This window comes from Oceanicoccus sp. KOV_DT_Chl, from assembly GCF_900120175.1.
Lineage (GTDB): Bacteria > Pseudomonadota > Gammaproteobacteria > Pseudomonadales > Dasaniaceae > Oceanicoccus.
This window is the reverse complement of sequence record NZ_FQLF01000004.1, coordinates 53,032-72,171: the sequence shown is the minus strand read 5'-3', so window position 1 is coordinate 72,171 and position 19,140 is coordinate 53,032. Positions and strand designations below refer to the sequence as shown.

Genomic DNA, 19,140 nt, shown 5'->3' with positions numbered 1-19,140 from the left:
CTGGATACTGGCAAGTGAAAAATCACCAGCCAATTACAGACGAATGTATTCGAAAAGTGACTATTAAAGAATCAACTGCGAGGAGATTCAACTAACAATTGGGCAAAATCGGCCGCCGCAATGGGTCGACTGAACAAATAGCCCTGTAACAAATCGCAGCCCATTTTCTGCAACAGCTGCTGCTGCAAAGCAGTCTCAACCCCTTCTGCCACTGAGGTTAAACCCAGCTCATTACAGATACTAAGAATGGAGCGCACAATAGCCTGGTCATTGCCCTCTTCGGTACAATGATCAATAAATGATTTATCAATTTTCAGTACGTCAATGGGTAGTTGTTTTAAATAGGCTAGCGACGAGTAACCGGTACCAAAGTCATCAATTGAGAAACTAATACCTAACTGGTTTAAAGTAGCCAAAACCAGCCCCACCCGCTCAACATTTTCAACCAGTACATTCTCAGTGATTTCAAATTCGATTAACGACGCGGGTAATTCACTGACAGCCAGCGCGGCTTCGACCTGCTCAACAAAATGTGCTTCCAATAACTGCTTGGGACTGATATTGATAGCGAGCCGCATATCACTGTGCCATAGACCGTCACGCATCCATTGCGCCAATTGCTGAAAACTGCTTTCCAACACCCACAAACCCACTTGCGAAATCAAGGCCGAGCCTTCCAATACCGGAATAAATTCAGCCGGCGAAACGGCGCCAAAGTCCTGATTATTCCAGCGCAGTAATGCCTCTGCTCCCATTAAAGTGTTATCACGCATTGATACTTTTGGTTGATACACCAGTGACATTTCATCTCGACTAATGGCACCACGTAAACTGTTTAACAGCTGCAAGTGACGCGCCGCTTGTTGACTCATTTCGGTTTCGAAAAAGGTGTAATTATTCCGTCCCTTGCGCTTACTCTCGTACAGAGCAAGATCGGCCTGCCTTAATAACTCATCCTCACTGCATTGATCACTATTAAATAATGTTATCCCAACGCTACAGGTTAAGGAGTATTCAGTATCATCGAGCTTGAAAGGATCTTGTAGTAATAATTGCAACGAGCGCGCAACCTGGGCTGACATTAATTGTGACTGTTCGTAATCAGGATCCAATGCTTCTAATAGCACCACGAACTCATCGCCACCAAACCTAGCTAATGTGTCATATTGGCGTAAGCGCGCCTGTAAACGTTTTGCAAATTGCGCCAACACGATATCGCCAAAAGAATGCCCCATGGAGTCATTGATATCTTTAAAGTGATCCAAATCAACAAAAAACACTGCATTGTATTGCCTGGTTCTATTGGCCATACTAATTTTTTGCTGCAAGCGGTCTTGAAAATAATTGCGATTAGGTAAATCCGTTACCGCGTCATAATAAGCTTGACGAGTGATTAATTCTTCACGCTGAATACGCTTGGTCACATCACGTACAAAAGAGGTATAGCCAACCAATTGTTGATCGGCCAAACGCATTGGCACACTAGTCCATTCACAGTTAATGGTTTTACCATCACCTGTTTGGCTGGCTAGCGTTGCGGTTAAAAAATGCTCTGCCGCAGTCAATTTTTCAAAATACTCTACTCCCTGCTGCAACATGGATAGCTTCGAGAAATTCTGGCCTAACATGGCAGCACTGGGGCGACCAAATATTAATTCGGCAGCGGGGTTCCAACGACTAATGCTGAAATCGATATCCCACTCAATAATACCCAACGGGCTGCGATCAAAATGTAAATCCAGTCGCCGCCGGGATTCGATCAACGCTTGTTGTTGCTCATCGAGTGAACAGGACTGCTGCAAGTTTTGATAAGCGGTTTGGTAATTTCGTAAACAAGTTGTCCACATAAAAATCATATATATGTAACACAGGCTAACCAGCCACCAACCCGTTTGCTTATCCAAAAAATAGAGTGCAGTAGACAGCGGCACCAGACAACTGGCCATAAAAAATATAAAAGCCAAAGGTGTTAATGACAGCGTGCTGGATGCCCCGGAACAGACACCTGCTATGGCAATAATAAAAAACAATTGGTGTGCCATAGAATCTGCTGGCATCAACCACAATACAGCGTACCCCCAGACCAAACCAGTGATAGCAGCAAACACTGTGTGCCAAAACAGCCAAGCAAGTAATGACCGGGACAACGGCGCGCGCAGATATTGCAAATAGAATTGATAGCGGACAATTGATATCAGCACAGCGGCCCCAAACCACAACCACGCATGAAAACCCACATCTTCAAGCGGCGACAGCATTAACGTATTCAGCAGCACCAACAACAATGAGCTGGTAATAGCTATAGGATAAAATCCAAATACCGTTTTAAGTTGTCCTGGCAAAATCTGCGAGGCAGCGGAAAATAACATCAATAAAAAACTCTTCGCAACGGGCTAATCGAAGACAAAAGTATAGTGCGGGATCAGTTATATTCCATTTATGGCTATATAATCGGCGCTATGTTGATAAGCAAGGATAAATTATAGGCAGCAATCAGGCTTTTAAAGCATCAATAAAACGTACCACATCGACTGCCGACGCAGTAATTTCTGCCTCAGCAAAAGCATATTCTTCTCGCTCTCCGGCGCGGTCAACACGAAGGCTGGAAAAATCAAATAAGTTGGCATCAGCCAACTGCGAGGGCGCTACGTTTTGTAGCGCGCCAAAAATACTAGCGACTCTGCCAGGCTGTGTTTTTTCCCAACCTTGCAACATGGTTTTGATATTTTGTCGCTGCAAATTTTCTTGAGAGCCACACAAGTTACAGGGGATGATAGGAAACTGTTTCAGCTGTGCATACTCTTCCAGATCGGCTTCCTTACAGTAAGCCATAGGGCGAATCACCACATTGCGTTTGTCATCGGCTAGCAACTTAGGTGGCATTGCCGATAATTTAGAACCATAAAATAAATTCAAAAACAGCGTTTCGACAATATCATCGCGATGGTGGCCCAGTGCAATCTTGTTACAGTTAATTTCTTCAGCAAAGGCATAGAGTGTTCCACGCCGCAAACGCGAACAGAGGCCGCAAGTGGTTTTACCTTCAGGGACTTTTTGCTTAACCACAGAATAAGTGTCTTTCTCAACGATATAGTACTCAATATCTAACGCATCAAGATAAGTTGGCAATACAGTCTCGGGAAAACCCGGTTGCTTCTGGTCCATATTGACTGCCACCAGCTCAAAGGCTACTGGCGCACTGCGCTGCAGGTTCATCAATATATCAAGCATGGCATAGGAATCTTTGCCGCCGGAAAGGCATACCATAACCCGGTCCCCCGCTTCAATCATGCGGTATTCCTCGATCGCCTGCCCGACATAGCGACGCAGCCGCTTTTGCAGCTTATTGAATTCGGTTTTCTCTTTTTTCGACAGTTCTAACACGCTATTACCACCCGGTTTCTGTGTGCGGCGCATTCTACGCAATTTTGCTGAAAAAATCCGCAACAAGGAAATCGCTATTGATGATTAATTAGGCTGGAAATTTAACCGGCAAATCACTAGAATTGCCCCCGATTTTAAGGCATTCGGCTCCACACCCGCCCAATGCGGCCTTACCCGGCCCAGGTAGCCACTCGTTGCGAGACCCGCAACGTTGAAAGACTCCCTGCCCGCAAACCCGATTCAGGGCTACCCTTTAACGATGGTAGCTAAAATAAGCAACATTCCAACTACAGGACTCAACCCATGAAACAACCCGTTCGCGTTACCGTTACAGGTGCAGCAGGCCAAATTGGCTATGCACTGTTATTCCGCATTGCCTCTGGTGCCATGTTAGGTGCTGACCAGCCTGTTATTTTGCAATTACTGGACATCACTCCTGCTTTAGAGGCCCTGGAAGGGGTAAAAATGGAACTGGACGATTGTGCCTTTCCATTGTTAGCGGGTGTGGTATGTACGGATGATCCGAATGTTGGCTTTAAAGATGCTGATTACGCATTATTGGTAGGCGCTCGTCCTCGTGGACCAGGTATGGAGCGTAAAGACTTGCTGGAAGCCAATGCTGCTATCTTCTCTGTGCAAGGTAAAGCCATTGACCAGAATGCCAGTAAAAACATTAAAGTACTGGTTGTCGGTAACCCGGCTAACACCAATGCCCTGATCACTCAGCGCAATGCTCCCAGCATCAACCCACGTAACTTTACTGCAATGATGCGTCTGGATCACAACCGCGCCAAAACACAAATTGCCCAGAAAACAAGCAAGACCGTTGATGACGTCACTAACATGGTCGTTTGGGGTAATCACTCTGCAACACAGTTCCCTGACTTGTACTCTGCCAAAGTATCGGGCACTGCCGCTATCGATCAGGTTGATCAGGCTTGGTACGAAAGCGACTTTATCCCTACGGTTCAGCAACGTGGTGCCGCCATCATCAAAGCGCGTGGCGCATCTTCTGCGGCCTCAGCTGCAAATGCTGCCATCGACCATATGCGCGACTGGGCACTAGGCACTCACGGCGATGACTGGGTTAGCATGGGGATTTACTCTGACGGTTCTTACGGTATTACTGAAGGCCTGATCTATTCTTTCCCTTGTCGCTGCAACAATGGCGAGTGGGAAATCGTACAGGGCTTATCAATCAATGATTTCAGCCGTGCAAAAATGCAAGCGACTGAAAAAGAATTGACTGAAGAACGCGATGCTGTTGCTCACCTATTACCTTAATAGACAGAGCACGCAATAAAAAAGGCGCTCATTATGAGCGCCTTTTTTATTACTATTGATGTTGCTATTGAATAGAAATCACACTTCGGGATCAAAGGTGATTTTCATTTCTTTAATGCCATTAATAAAATTAGAGCGCAAACGCTTTACTGGAGCAGCAAATTTTGGATTTTTCATTCGCGAAATCACTTCTTCAAAAATGACTCGCAATTCCAGTCGAGCCAAATGCGACCCCAGACAAAAATGCTCGCCTATGCCAAAACTGCGATGCTGGTCGGCATTGTTGCGATAAATATCAAAAGCATCTCCTTCATCAAATAAAGCCTCATCGCGATTTGCCGATGGGTAAAACATAATCACCTTATCGCCTTTCTTTAATTGCTGGCCACTAACCACAACATCTTCCATCACAGTACGACGGAATTGAATAACCGCCGGCTGGTGACGCAGCATTTCTTCAACCGCATTAGGTAATAACGACATATCAGCGGCAATAGCTTGTAACTGCTCAGGATGCTCCATCAACAAGCGCATACCATTAACCGTCACAGTTCTAGTGGTTTCATTTCCAGCCACCAATAAAATCAAAAAGAATGAACAGAATTCATCTTCGCTGAGGCCTTCACCATCGACAGAATCAACCAATATTCCAGTCAAAGAGTCGGTAGGGTTTTCGCGATGTTCAGCTAATAACTGCATACCGTAGGTATAAATTTGTGCAGCTGCCATCTGACCATCTTCTTCACTGGTGGACATATCAGGATCATCGGCAAATACCATGGTATTAGTGCAATCAAAAATCATTTGTCGATCTTCTTTTTTAACACCCATCAGTTCACAGATCACAATCAATGGCAAATCAGTTGCCACTTCGGTAACAAATTCACATTCACCTTTTGCCGCAACCTTATCGACAATTTCTTTGGAAATATCTTTGATATTAGCCAGCTTCGACTCAATAACTTTTGGGATAAAGGCTTTGTTAACGATGCGCCGATTTTGTAAATGATCCGGCGGGTCCATGTTGATCATCATCAGCCGCTGCATAGCCACCGCCTCTTCATTCATTTCTCTCATCAGACAGGTCTTTTCGGCGGAGGAGAAAATCAGTGGATGCTTGGAAATATAATCGAGATCTTCATGCTTGGTAACCGCCCAAAACCCCACGCCTGTTGACTTGTCGTCATACCAGGCCAGCGGCGCTTCCGCGCGTAACTCTTTGAGGAAGTGGTTGGGTACACCTTCTCTGTAAATATCCGGATCAACCAAATCTATATGGACTGGGCACTTTGACATTATCACTTTCCTTTCAACGTTATTATTGTTCTACCAATTTTGGGGTATTAGCTAAAACGGTCGTAGATGGCTAGCACTCGACAACCTTTATAGGATAACTATAGTACAAGCGCATTACACATTAATAGTCATTAGTTAGATTGTTAATGACATGTCATCCAACAGCCTCTATATGATCAACCAATAACTGCAGAGATTGCTTGCCACGAAACTCATTCACATCCAGCTTATACGCCACCAGTACTTTTTGAACCGCTGCATTTGGCCACAGTTTAGAGTCAATATTAAATGCGATCGCATCCATTAACTGGCTGCCCTCAGCATCCAGCGCTAACACCATCTTCAAATGATTGGTGCCGACCAGACGCTGCTGTATCAAGTAAAACTGACCATCAAACACTGGCTCAGGGAAGTGCTGCCCCCAGGGGCCGGCATCGCGTAATTCCGCGGCGATTTCAAGCCTAAAATCCTGCTGCATCAACTCGCCATCACTGAGCAGCTTTGCCTGTAAGTCGTCCTCCGTCAGTTGTCGACGCACTTCCCAATCAAAAGCTTGCGCAAACTCATGGTAATTGCTTTTTTCAAGGCTCATGCCCGCAGCCATGGCATGACCACCAAACTTATTCAGCAAATGGGGATAACGAGCAGCGACTGCATCCAGCGCATCGCGAATATGTAAACCGGCAATAGAGCGCGCCGAACCTTTAATGACATTGCTATCATCAGTATCAGCAAAGGCGATGACCGGACGATGATAACGATCCTTAATTCGTGAGGCCAAAATTCCAATAACGCCCTGATGCCAGGCAGCATCATAAATACACAAGCCCATAGGCAAACTGCCTTCCTCCATCTTCAGGTTGGCTAAACCTGCCAAAGCCTCATGCTGCATACTGCCTTCAATAGCTTTTCTATCCTGATTCAAGTCATTCATCTGCTGGGCAATATCTCTTGCCTGATAGGGATCATCGGTGAGCAAACACTGAATCCCCAGTGACATATCATCCAACCTGCCAGCAGCATTCAAACGTGGGCCTATAGCAAAACCTAAATCTGCACTCACTAAACGGTGGACGCTACGATTGGCGACTTCCAACAGTGCTTTGATACCAGGACGGGTTTTACCGGCGCGGATTCGGCGCAAGCCCTGGGCGACTAATATTCGATTGTTGTGATCAAGCGGCACCACATCGGCCACAGTACCCAACGCCACCAAATCAAGGTATTCCGCCATATTAGGCTCTTCAATCTGCTGCTGCTTAAACCATTGTTGCCGACGTAGATGAGTACGGAGAGCTGACATTACATAAAAAATCACCCCAACACCCGCCAGATTCTTGCTGGCGAACGTACAGCCGGCCTGATTCGGATTAACGATAGCTGCGGCAGCTGGCAATACCGCTCCTGGCAAATGGTGATCGGTTACCAGTACTTTAATACCCGCAGTATTGGCAGCCTCAACACCCGCAATACTGGAAATACCATTATCAACTGTGACGATTAAATCCGGCGAATACTGGGTTGCGACTGCCACAATTTCGGGAGTCAAACCATAGCCATACTCGAAACGATTGGGCACTAAAAAATCAACAAAACCAGCACCCATTGCGCGCAAAGCCAGTACAGCTAATGCACTGCTAGTAGCACCATCGGCATCAAAATCACCCACCACTAAAATACGCTGTTGCTGTTGCAGAGCTGTTTGCAACAATTGCAACGCCGCAGGCAATCCTTTTAAAGTGTCAGGCTTTAATAGCAAGGATAAATCAGCGCGCACTTGCTGCCCGGAGGTAATACCTCTGGCGCTATAGATGCGTTGCAACAAGGGGGAAAGACCTTCGACAAGCAGCTGCTTATCTGTTGATTGGGGACGACGCTTTATTATGGTTTGCATTGCTCTCCAAACGTGATCGGGGGAAGCCCCCGAAGCAGTAGCAGAATTAGGCAGTAATATTATTAGCCACAAACTGTTGCACTACCGTCAAATCATTAGCCAACACCGTGCAGCGCTCTTCCTGCTCAAACAAATCAGCCATATGGTGCGGTAATTGTGGTTCCTGTGGATAGCCCGCTTTCATTACCGCTTCCGGGAATTTTGCCGGATGAGCAGTCGCCAAGGTAATCATTGGAATATCATTACGACGACGGACTTTTCTCGCAGCCTCAACACCAATAGCGGAGTGGGGATCTAATAAATATTCAGTACTCTCATAGACATCAGCAATAGTTTGCACGGTCTGTTTATCATCGACCATATAGCTATCAAATAATGCCTGCACATTACTAAAAGCACTATCAGCAATCGAAACTTCTTCCGATTGGAAACGAGTCATTAAATCATCAATAGCAGCACCATCACGACCATAGCAATCAAACAATAAACGTTCGAAATTACTGGAAATCACAATATCCATACTTGGTGACAATGTATGTACTAATGGCTGCTTGGAAAAATCATTAGCGGAAATACAACGGTGCAAAATATCATTGGTGTTGGTTGCAACTACCAATTGATCAATCGGCAAACCCATTTTTGACGCTAAATAACCAGCGTAAATATCTCCGAAGTTACCGGTGGGAACAGAAAATGCAACTGGTCGCAAGGGACCGCCCAGTGATAACGACGCATAAAAATAATAAACGATCTGCGCCATTATCCGCGCCCAGTTGATCGAATTAACTGCCACCAATTGACGATCTTCTGGCAAAAAACTTTTATCGTTAAAGCTGGCCTTAATCATCGATTGGCAATCGTCGAAGTTACCCTGCACGGCGATATTGTGAATATTGTCTGCCAGCACAGTGGTCATTTGCTTGCGCTGCACGTCGGATACGCGCTGATGAGGATGTAGTATAAAAATATCGATATTACTGCAACGTTTGCAGCCCTGAATTGCAGCCGAACCTGTGTCACCAGAAGTAGCCCCCATAATGACAACTTTTTGATGGCGGCGCTCCAATATATAATCCAACAAACGACCCAACATTTGCAGCGCAAAATCTTTAAACGCTAACGTGGGGCCCTGAAATAATTCCAGTACCCATTCATTTTTATCCAGCTGCACTAACGGTGCAATTGAGGGGTGACGAAAATCAATATAGGTATCATCAATAATCGCCTTCAAATCGTCAGCGGGAATACAATCATCGACGAAGGGTTGCACAATTTTAAACGCCAAATCGGTATAACTTAGCCCTGCCCAGGAAGCGATTTCCTGTTGCGAAAATTGTGGCAGTGTTTCCGGTACATATAGCCCGCCATCGGGAGCAAGGCCAGTTAATAAAACCTGTTCAAAATTTAACGCCGGCGCCTTGCCGCGAGTACTTATGTATTTCATGATAAACCTTGCCTGAATTTATTTTATCTTTCTGAATTAAGTCGCCAGCCTAACCCAATGACTCAACTCTAATTCGTGTGACCTGACCGAATATACTCGGCAGCGCTTCAATATCTGTAATAGCCGTATTTAATTTACGTTCCACAACACGGCTGGTCAGAATAATTAAAGGCACATGATCCTGATCTTCTGGTGGCTCCTTCTGAATAATAGCTTCAATACTGATTGCGGCCTCAGAAAGAATTTGTGCAACTTTAGATAAAACCCCGGGGCGATCCAACGCTGAGATGCGCAAATAGTAGGCGGTCTCAACGTCATCCATACTTAAAATTGGCGTATCACTTAACTGATTGGGCTGAAATGCCAAATGAGGAACACGGTGTTTTGGTTCGGCACTCAGCGTTCGCGCCACATCAATAACATCAGCCACTACAGCTGATGCAGTCGGCTCTGCGCCTGCGCCCGCGCCATAAAACAAGGTGGGGCCAACCGCATCACCTTTCACTAGAATCGCATTCATCACCCCGTTCACATTGGCAATTAAACGTTTTTCAGGAATCAGTGTTGGGTGCACCCGTAACTCAACACCTTTCTCGGTCTTGCGTGCGACACCTAAATGTTTAATGCGGTAACCAAGCTCCTCAGCATAGTTGACATCTTCAGTAGATATTCTAGTAATACCTTCGGTAAAAACCTTATCAAATTGCAGTGGGATTCCAAAAGACAACGAAGCTAAAATCACTAATTTATGCGCAGCATCAATACCTTCCACATCAAAGGTTGGATCAGCTTCGGCATAGCCTAACTGCTGCGCTTCGGTTAACACATCACCAAAGTCGCGACCTTTTTCCCGCATCTCAGTGAGAATAAAATTACCTGTGCCATTAATAATTCCGGCCAACCACTCAATTTTATTGGCCGCCAGACCTTCTCGAATAGCTTTGATAATAGGGATACCGCCCGCAACCGCGGCTTCAAAAGAAACACTGACACCCTTTACAGCTGCTGCAGCAAAAATTTCATTGCCAAATTCAGCGATTAAAGCCTTATTTGCAGTGATCACATGCTTACCATTTTCAATGGCTTTCATAACCAGCTCTTTGGCCACGGTCGTGCCGCCAATTAACTCGACCAATACATGAACATCTGGATCTTCGGCTACCGCGAAAATATCAGTACTGACTTTAATTCCAGCTACGTCTGCACCACCACGAGCACCGATATGGGTGATAACAATGTCACACCCTGAACGCGCTGATATTTCTGCATTATTGCGCGTTAAGACATCCAGCGTGCCTTTACCTACTGTTCCTAGACCACAAATACCTACATTGACCGGGTTCAAACTGCCCACTCCCACCTAAATTGATTATTTAAATATTGGTTTATTTTCCGAGCGCGCATTGTATTTCAGCTTGGCGCTCAATGCCATCCAGAAACACCCAATGCAGCTACCGACTCGCAAATACAAACGGCACCCGAAGGTGCCGTTTAACATTATACGTATAGAACTTTTAGCGCTGCTTTTGTGCGGCTTGCTTTGCTTGAAGTTCAGCAGCGATTTCAGGATCAACCGGCACTCCCAACGCACTCGCCAATTGCAAAGCAGGCATATACCCAGGCATTAAACGACCCTGCTCGGTAATAAGTGCAGGCGTTCCTGTCACACCCACTTGTTGACCTAAACTAAACTGTGCAGCGACTGGATTGGTCGCACAAACATTGGTAGTAATCGGCTGACGATTTTTTAATTTAGTCAGTGCCTCTTGCTTATCTTTTGCACACCAGGCACTGGCAATTTTCTTATATGAGTCAGACCCAATACCGGCACGAGGATAAGCCAAATAACGTACCTCAATACCCAAGCGATTCAGATCCGGTACTTCCTGGTGCAGTTTCTGACAATAGAAGCAATCGACATCGGTAAAGACCATGATAGACGCCTTGGCCGGCTGCTGCTTTGGTGAAAACACAATCATATCTGCCATATTGACTCCGGCCATCAACTCGGCACGACCGGATTCACGCTCCTGTTCGGCCAAATTCACAAAGCCACCTACAGCCACCTGGTACAAATCACCTAGCACGAAATACTTGCCATCAGCCGTCGAATACAGCACCGGACCGTTAGCAATTTGGACGGCATACAAACCTGCGATTGGGCTAGCTTTAATACTCTCGACACTTAAACCCGGACGGCTAGCTAGCAAGCTTGTTTTGATAGTTTCCGCGATAGCGGTTTCGCCTTCGATTGCAGCGGGCGCTGCTTGAGCGACAACCACACTACTCATCAAACAGATAAAGCACCCCAGCAAATAGTTGCTTGCAGAGTGAAACTTTCGACCTAAATAATTCATTAAATACTCTCTCAATTGTTATTGTTTACGCACCAGGACCCACATACTGACATTAGTCTTCGGCACACTCACTTGGTTCCTTGATTGCTTATCCCATTATACGCTCAACCCTATAACTAACCGCGCGGATGATGCTGGGTATGTAATTCTTTCATACGTTCACGAGCAACATGAGTATATATTTGTGTGGTGCTCAGGTCACTGTGTCCTAACAGTAATTGTACCACCCGCAAATCTGCCCCATGATTAATCAAATGTGTGGCAAAAGCATGCCTCAGGGTATGGGGAGACAATGTTTTTTTGATTCCCGCTCGCTGCGCATATAACTTTATCCGGTGCCAAAAGGTTTGTCGGGTCATCATAGTGCCACGTCTTGACGGGAAAATAACATCGCTCATGTGAGTCCCCAATAATAGGGGCCGCCCATGCTGCATATACCGCTGCATCCAATATAAAGCCTCCTCACCAGTCGGCACCAAGCGTTCTTTACTACCTTTGCCCATCACTTTAACTACACCTTGCGTCAAACTAAGCTGCCCCATACGTAAAGAGACTAACTCCGTCACTCGCAAACCCGAGGCATATAACAGTTCCAGCATCGCCCGGTCACGCAGTTCCAATGGTACCTCTACATCCGGGGCACTTAATAACTCCTCAACCTCGGTCTCACTAAGTGACTTGGGAAGCGGCATCGGTAGTTTAGGGCTATCTATATCCAGTGTTGGATCCAGTGCTATTTTAGATTCACGCAACTGGTACTGATAAAATCCGCGTAAGCAAGATAACAATCGAGCGGTCGATCGGGGGGATTTTTGGTCGCGCAAACGTGCCGCAAGATAACTTTGAATATCGCTAGGCTGTACTTGAAGCAGCCCGGGACTGGCCGTGCACTGCAACCATTGGTCAAACAGTTTCAAATCCCTACGATAGGAAGATAACGTGTTTTGGCTTAAACCTTTTTCCATCCATAAAGCGTCGAGAAAAAGATCTATAATGGGGTTTTCAGTTGTTATTGTCATCGTGGCACTAGCTTGCCGCGCTTCGCAAACAACCACAAGTGCTGAGTGTCTAATTTGGCTAGCAATTTACAACTAAGCTGGGCGATACTTTCATTCGCGCATAAAAAAGGCAGCCAATGGCTGCCTTTCTATAAGCTGCTGATCGAATTAATCAGCCCGATTTATTCGCTACTGGTTATTTAGCCAATTTCTCTTTAATACGAGCGGCACGACCACTCAATTCACGCAAGTAGTATAGCTTGGCCTGGCGAACATCACCGCGGCGCTTAACTTCAATGCTATCCACCAAAGGACTATAGGTTTGAAAAGTACGTTCAACACCAATGCCGTGAGATATCTTACGGACAGTAAAAGCAGAATTCAGTGCACGGTTACGAACACCGATTACCACGCCTTCAAATGCCTGTAGACGCTCGCGATCGCCGTCAATAACTTTTACCTGCACAACCACGGTATCACCCGGGGCAAACGCAGGAATCTCTTTGCTCATTTGTTCCGCTTCTAATTCAGCGATAATTTTGTTGGTGCTCATTACTTACTCCTAATAGTCCTGACCCAGCTTGTTGACTGCAGTCAGTAGTTACCCCGTACTTATATGCCGCTACTATGTGAAATTCTCGCTTAGCGACTGAAAAACACACACATACATTGGTCCGGATGAAAACGCTGTACCTGTTTTATAGTTGCTTATATGCCGCAATAAAACTGGCCAATAATTCTTGCTCTTCGGCGCTTAATTCGCGGCTTTCTATCAGCTCGCGTCTTCGCAACCAGGTTCGACCTAACGCTTGCTGTAAACGCCAACGCCGAATTTTTTCATGATCGCCACTCATCAGTACCTCCGGTACTGGCAGCCCCTCTAATAATTCAGGCCTGGTGTAGTGTGGACAATCCAGTAATCCATCAACTGCAAAAGAGTCTTCTTGCGCTGATTGCTCATGACCTAATGCCCCGGGTATTTGTCGCACCAAGGTGTCGATCATTACCATCGCAGCCAATTCGCCGCCACTCAATACATAGTCACCAATGGACCACTCTTCATCGACTTCCGTTTCGATTAAACGCTCGTCGATACCTTCGTAACGACCAGCGACAAAAATTAATTGTTGATTCTGACTGAGTAGCTCTACCCCAGCCTGATCCAGTTTGCGACCCTGCGGTGAAAGATATATCACTTTCGCCGTGGACAATTGCTGCTTCGCTGCGGCAATCGCTGCACGTAAGGGGGCGACTTTCATCACCATCCCAGGGCCTCCGCCGTAGGGACGATCATCGACAGTGCGGTGTTTATCCTCGGTAAAATCACGAGGGTTCCAGCTCTGCACTGTCAGTAAATTCTGTTTTACTGCACGGCCACTGATACCACTTTCAGTTACCGCTGCCAGCATTTCGGGAAACAGTGTGATTACACCTATTTGCATCAGCTGTGCACCCTAAAACACTGCATACCGGTTTGTATCGATATCAATCCAACAACGGATCTCATTAAAACTCGGGATCCCAATCAACACGAATTAAACCAGCATCAGTATCAACCAGCTTGATCACCTGATCCGGCAACCACGGAATTAACCGCTCCCGCTTATCAATACTGCCCTTACTCTTTTTTACCACCAGTACATCGTTAGCACCGGTTTCCATCATTTCCTGTACCGTGCCTAGCAACAACTCTTTACCATCGGCGCCGGAGGTATAGACCTCTAACCCTTCAAGCTGATGCCAGTAATATTCATCCTCTTCCAACTCAGGCATGGCTGATCGCTCAACCGCTATATTGCACTGGCAATAAAGCCTTGCCTGTTCACGGTCGTTAACTCCGGCTATTAAAGCCACTAGACCTTTACCGTGAAATTTGGCGTCTTCAATCACTAACGGTTGCCATTGGCCGCCGCGCTCAAGAAAACATTGCTGATAGCCCAATAGATTTTCCATGGGATCAGTAAAAGAATGAATCTTGACCCAACCTTTAACACCATAAACCGTCGTAATTTTTCCAACGACGATCAACTCAGCGGGGTCAACCATTATCGCTGCCGTTAAGCTGCTTTAACTTCTGCAACCAACTTAGCAACACGCTCGGATAATTGAGCGCCCTGGCCAACCCAATATTCAATGCGATCCTGATCAACACGTAAACGCTCTTCAGCGCCACTGGCGATTGGATTGAAAAAGCCAACACGTTCAATGAAACGACCATTACGTGAAGTGCGGCTGTCACTGACATTCAAGTGATAAAAAGGACGCTTCTTGGAGCCGCCACGAGATAAACGAATAGTTACCATTACGCTATATTTCCTACTGATTTGGCCGGGCTAAACGCAGCCCATACACGATAAATTAATTCCTGCCATGGCAGGTCCGAAACCATAGAGCCCCGGAAAGGCGGCGTATTCTACGGTAAAGACCAGCAATTTGGAACTATTGTGAACAGTTTTTTAGCCCTATTTCAGGGACTTAGCGGCTATTTAGCGCGAATTTAACGCCAATAGCCCTTCTCAGAAGCAAAATCCGCCTTACATGCCAGGGAAACCACCCTTGCCGCCAGGTGGCATCATGCCACCAAGGCCGCGCATCATATTCGCCATACCGCCTTTGGATTTCATCTTTTTCATCATTTTGGCCATTTGCTTATGCTGTTTCAGCAGCCGGTTCAAATCCTGAATATCAGTACCAGAGCCCGCCGTGATACGCTTTTTGCGCGAACCGTTTAGCACATCCGGGTTGCGGCGCTCTTGAGGGGTCATAGAGTTAATAATGGCTTCCATGCGAGTAAACATTTTGTTGTCGATTTGTGATTGCGCAGCCTGAGCGATATTTCCCATGCCCGGCAGCTTATCAAGCATATCGCTGATACCGCCCATGTCCTTCATCTGTTGTAACTGATCACGCAGATCTTCCAGATCGAAGCGCTTACCCTTTTTGATTTTTTGCGCGAGTTTTTCCGCTTTTTTCTTATCGAGCTTTTGTTCCGCCTCTTCGATTAATGATAAGACGTCACCCATCCCCAAAATGCGAGAGGCGATACGGTCGGGATGAAATGGATCCAAAGCAGTGGTTTTTTCACCCACACCAAGAAACTTGATCGGCTTACCGGTGATATGACGAACAGATAATGCAGCACCACCACGGCTATCAGCGTCGGCTTTGGTTAATACCACCCCCGTTAACGGCAACGCATCATTAAAGGCTTTGGCTGTATTAGCGGCATCCTGACCGGTCATTGCGTCCACGACAAACAAGGTTTCAGCTGGCGTAATCGCTGCATGTAACTGCTTGATCTCTGCCATCATCGCTTCATCAATCGCCAGACGACCAGCGGTATCCACAATCACCACATCGGCAAATTGCAATTTAGCCGCTGCAATAGCGGCATTGGCGATATCAATAGGCTTTTGCTCGATTGATGAAGGGAAAAACAAGGCACCGACTTCTGTAGCTAAGGTTTCCAATTGCTTGATTGCGGCCGGACGATACACATCAGCACTGACAACCATCACTTTTTTCTTTTCTTTCTCTTGCAGAAAACGCGCTAACTTGGCCACCGAAGTAGTCTTACCTGCACCCTGCAAACCAGCCATCAGAATAACCGCGGGGGGCTGTACCGATAGATTCAGGGTTTCATTGGCCTGCCCCATCACTGCCTGTAATTCATCATTAACAATTTTGACGAACATCTGACCAGGGTTCAGGCTCTTGCTGACATCCTGACCTACCGCCCGCTGCTTTACCGCCTCAACAAAATCTTTAACGACAGGTAACGCGACGTCAGCTTCCAGCAACGCCATCCTCACCTCACGCAAGGTGCCCTGAATATTTTCCTCAGTCAGCCGCGCCTGACCAGTAATACTTCTTAATGAACCGGAAAGTCGGTCTGTTAGATTCTCGAACATAATTTAGCAATTCTCATGACTCTGTTTGTGCTAACGTATTCAAATTAGCAACAGCAAGAGTGCTTATGGTTGATTTAATGGCCCTAAACTGTTGAAGTATAACCGAGCAAGCGTACGAACTAAAACCAACAACAAAGATTTCCTACTTTTCCGTAGCCATTAATTGATATCAATGATCACAATCGCCAATACCATTGCCATCTCGCTATACCTGCTAGCAGCAGCACTGCAAGTCAGGTACTTAGTTAAGCAATCAACGCCGCCCCCGCTAAAGGCCTGTTATTAAGCCTGAGCCTGATCGCCGTCGTTGCACACAGCTACAGCGCTATCCATACCATTTACCGTGACCAGATCATCGATATTGGTTTTTACCGGGTATCCTCGCTTATATTCTGCGTCATCAGCGCTATCACCCTGATCAGCCTGCTGCGACGCCCCACCAATACTTTAGTTATTGCGCTCTACCCGTTGGCAGCCTTATCAGTGATCGCCTCCAGCTTTGCATCCCCCGCGATTGTCTTACATAACACAATCTCTGCCGGTATGTTCAGCCATATATTGATCTCTATTCTGGCTTATAGCCTACTGACTATTGCCACCATTCAGGCCATCACACTGGCATTGCAGGAGCGCCATTTAAAACACCGACACATGGGTGGCATCCTTAAAGCGCTGCCACCACTTCAAACCATGGAGCAAATTCTTTTTGAATTACTCTGGCTAGGCATTGTGTTCCTGACTCTCTCACTGGTTACTGGCTTTATCTTTATTGAGGATATTTTCGCCCAACATTTAGCCCATAAAACTTTTTTTAGTTTTGTTGCCTGGGGACTTTTTGCCACGCTGTTATGGGGGCGCCACCAACTCGGCTGGCGCAGCCAAACAGCCGCTCGCTGGACTATCGGTGGATTTATCGCCCTGATGCTGGCCTATTACGGCAGTAAATTTGTACTCGAGCTAGTCCTTACCTAATTAGCCAGCCATCATCGAAAAAGACTAAAAACATCCATTTTAACCGGTTGCAGCTTCTGAACTTTTTGTTCAATATAAGCGCCTGCCAATAATTAAAGGAACACCACTCGTTGAACGAGTTATCGTTAGAACTTCTCTTCGCCATTCTGGCGGTTTTGCTCATGCTTTCTGCTTTTTTCTCCAGTGCCGAAACTGGCATGATGTCGCTCAATCGCTACCGTTTGAAACATCTTCGTAATAAAGGGCACAAAGGCGCCATTCGCGCATCAAAATTGCTGAAATACCCCGACCGGCTGATCAGCCTAATATTGATTGGTAACAATCTGGTGAACTTTATTGGCGCCTCATTATTTACCGTTATTGTTATTCGACTCTGGGGCGAAGCGGCATCCGTTGTTATCGGTCCCATTATCCTGACCCTGGTCTTTTTAATTTTTGCTGAAATCACCCCCAAAACAATTGCCGCTTTCTACCCTGAAAAGATTGCCTTTCCAGCAAGTAATATACTTACGCCATTGTTGTTCATTCTCTATCCACTGGTTTGGTTCATTAATAACATTACTAACCGCATCCTGCGATTAATCGGCATTGATACCCGCCTTGGCAACCAAGAACAACTTAGCCCTGAAGAACTTCGAACTATTGTTGGCGAAGCTGGACCACACATCCCTCAACGCCACCAGGGCATGCTGCTTAATATTCTCGATCTGGAACAGGCGTCCGTAGAAGATATTATGATTCCGCGCAATGAAATTGTCGGAATCGATTTAAATGACGATGATCTAACGCTACTTGAGCACTTACGTAGCCTGGAGTTTACCCGCATTCCGGTTTTTAAAGATGACGTTAACAATGTGGTGGGGATATTCCACCAACGCAATATAAGTCGCGTCATCGATGAAAATGGCAACCTCGATCGTAACAGCTTGATGTCACAAATTCGCGAACCTTACTTCACACCGGAAATCACCCCACTGCATATGCAGCTGGTTAATTTCCAGCACCAGAAACGACGCATGGGCATCGTGGTTGATGAATACGGGGTAGTCCAGGGCTTGGTGACATTGGAAGATATTCTTGAAGAGATTGTTGGCGAATTCACCTCCAACATGACCAGCCAGTTACGGGATATACACTCGCAACAGGATGGTTCATTTATTATTAACGGCACCACCACTATCCGCGAAGTGAACAAAAGTCTGGGCTGGGAATTACCCACCGAAGGACCAAAAACCCTGAGTGGCTTATTACTGGAAAATCTCGAATCTTTTCCCGACGCCCAGGTGGGTGTCACCATTAATAATTATCATTTTGAGATTTTGGAAATCAAAGACAATATCGCCAAAACCGTCAAGGCCATTGCCTTTGAGGGACCCGAGCAGGAAAAATAAAAACGAACCGGCACTTACAATAACAAATGTTTATTCAGTTGCTTGAAACGTTGCCGCACCTCAACCATGACCGACTGCTTTTCAGTATTGGATAAAACCGACCAATCAGTAATTTCCTGCGCACTGCGATAACACCCTTCACATACATCATCTTCATTAAGCACACACACTGAAATACAGGGTGATTTTACTTCTTCACTCATACACTA

17 protein-coding genes are annotated in these 19,140 nt (G+C 46.1%); 3 read left to right on the top strand and 14 right to left on the bottom strand.

Translation table 11 applies throughout. The features are described from left to right. Window positions 1–71: 71 nt before the first annotated feature. Both UNITIG_RS15805 and ttcA read right to left on the bottom strand, forming a co-directional pair. Window positions 72–2,369 (bottom strand): bifunctional diguanylate cyclase/phosphodiesterase, encoded by a 2,298-nt coding sequence (locus UNITIG_RS15805; protein ID WP_101759363.1) that lies wholly within the window; start codon window positions 2,367–2,369, stop codon window positions 72–74. A 124-nt stretch (window positions 2,370–2,493) separates the two neighbouring features. Continuing rightward, complete coding sequence (gene ttcA / locus UNITIG_RS15800) at window positions 2,494–3,417, bottom strand: tRNA 2-thiocytidine(32) synthetase TtcA (RefSeq protein WP_101759362.1); 924 nt, start codon at window positions 3,415–3,417, stop codon at window positions 2,494–2,496. Between the two features lie 270 nt (window positions 3,418–3,687). On the opposite strand from ttcA, the gene UNITIG_RS15795 reads away from it, so the two are divergent. After that, window positions 3,688–4,668, top strand: coding sequence for a malate dehydrogenase (locus UNITIG_RS15795; RefSeq protein WP_101759361.1), 981 nt, complete (start codon window positions 3,688–3,690; stop codon window positions 4,666–4,668). Window positions 4,669–4,746: 78 nt separating this feature from the next. Here the strand turns inward: UNITIG_RS15795 and UNITIG_RS15790 are convergent, their stop codons facing one another. The 11 genes from UNITIG_RS15790 to ffh form a co-directional block, all read right to left on the bottom strand. Beyond that, window positions 4,747–5,964, bottom strand: a complete 1,218-nt coding sequence (locus tag UNITIG_RS15790; RefSeq protein ID WP_101759360.1) for a cytochrome P450 — start codon at window positions 5,962–5,964, stop codon at window positions 4,747–4,749. A 154-nt stretch (window positions 5,965–6,118) separates the two neighbouring features. Beyond that, the gene (gene recJ / locus UNITIG_RS15785; RefSeq protein WP_101759359.1) at window positions 6,119–7,858 is read right to left on the bottom strand and encodes a single-stranded-DNA-specific exonuclease RecJ; all 1,740 of its coding nucleotides are present in this window, start codon (window positions 7,856–7,858) and stop codon (window positions 6,119–6,121) included. Between the two features lie 46 nt (window positions 7,859–7,904). Continuing rightward, on the bottom strand, window positions 7,905–9,302 hold the full coding sequence (gene thrC / locus UNITIG_RS15780; RefSeq protein WP_101759358.1) for a threonine synthase: 1,398 nt from the start codon (window positions 9,300–9,302) through the stop codon (window positions 7,905–7,907). A gap of 49 nt (window positions 9,303–9,351) precedes the next feature. Continuing rightward, complete coding sequence (locus UNITIG_RS15775) at window positions 9,352–10,647, bottom strand: homoserine dehydrogenase (protein ID WP_101759618.1); 1,296 nt, start codon at window positions 10,645–10,647, stop codon at window positions 9,352–9,354. A gap of 169 nt (window positions 10,648–10,816) precedes the next feature. Continuing rightward, a complete protein-coding gene (locus UNITIG_RS15770; protein WP_235015452.1) occupies window positions 10,817–11,659 on the bottom strand; it encodes a DsbC family protein in 843 nt (280 codons plus the stop codon). 116 nt (window positions 11,660–11,775) lie between these two features. Next, the gene (gene xerD / locus UNITIG_RS15765; RefSeq protein WP_101759356.1) at window positions 11,776–12,678 is read right to left on the bottom strand and encodes a site-specific tyrosine recombinase XerD; all 903 of its coding nucleotides are present in this window, start codon (window positions 12,676–12,678) and stop codon (window positions 11,776–11,778) included. Between the two features lie 175 nt (window positions 12,679–12,853). Then, window positions 12,854–13,210, bottom strand: a complete 357-nt coding sequence (gene rplS, locus UNITIG_RS15760; RefSeq protein WP_101759355.1) for a 50S ribosomal protein L19 — start codon at window positions 13,208–13,210, stop codon at window positions 12,854–12,856. A gap of 145 nt (window positions 13,211–13,355) precedes the next feature. Then, on the bottom strand, window positions 13,356–14,099 hold the full coding sequence (gene trmD, locus UNITIG_RS15755) for a tRNA (guanosine(37)-N1)-methyltransferase TrmD (RefSeq protein WP_101759354.1): 744 nt from the start codon (window positions 14,097–14,099) through the stop codon (window positions 13,356–13,358). Window positions 14,100–14,163: 64 nt separating this feature from the next. Then, window positions 14,164–14,703: a ribosome maturation factor RimM gene (gene rimM / locus UNITIG_RS15750; protein WP_101759353.1), complete on the bottom strand. Its 540-nt coding sequence runs from the start codon at window positions 14,701–14,703 to the stop codon at window positions 14,164–14,166. 11 nt (window positions 14,704–14,714) lie between these two features. Then, a complete protein-coding gene (gene rpsP / locus UNITIG_RS15745; protein WP_101759352.1) occupies window positions 14,715–14,960 on the bottom strand; it encodes a 30S ribosomal protein S16 in 246 nt (81 codons plus the stop codon). 231 nt (window positions 14,961–15,191) lie between these two features. Further along, complete coding sequence (ffh, locus tag UNITIG_RS15740; protein ID WP_101759351.1) at window positions 15,192–16,568, bottom strand: signal recognition particle protein; 1,377 nt, start codon at window positions 16,566–16,568, stop codon at window positions 15,192–15,194. Between the two features lie 252 nt (window positions 16,569–16,820). Between ffh and UNITIG_RS15735 the strand changes: the two genes are divergently transcribed. Then, window positions 16,821–17,540, top strand: coding sequence for a cytochrome c biogenesis protein CcsA (locus UNITIG_RS15735; protein ID WP_200821358.1), 720 nt, complete (start codon window positions 16,821–16,823; stop codon window positions 17,538–17,540). A gap of 110 nt (window positions 17,541–17,650) precedes the next feature. Continuing rightward, window positions 17,651–18,931 (top strand): HlyC/CorC family transporter, encoded by a 1,281-nt coding sequence (locus UNITIG_RS15730; protein WP_101759350.1) that lies wholly within the window; start codon window positions 17,651–17,653, stop codon window positions 18,929–18,931. A gap of 14 nt (window positions 18,932–18,945) precedes the next feature. Here the strand turns inward: UNITIG_RS15730 and UNITIG_RS15725 are convergent, their stop codons facing one another. Next, a complete protein-coding gene (locus UNITIG_RS15725; RefSeq protein WP_101759349.1) occupies window positions 18,946–19,134 on the bottom strand; it encodes a DUF1289 domain-containing protein in 189 nt (62 codons plus the stop codon). Between the last annotated feature and the right edge of the window lie 6 nt (window positions 19,135–19,140).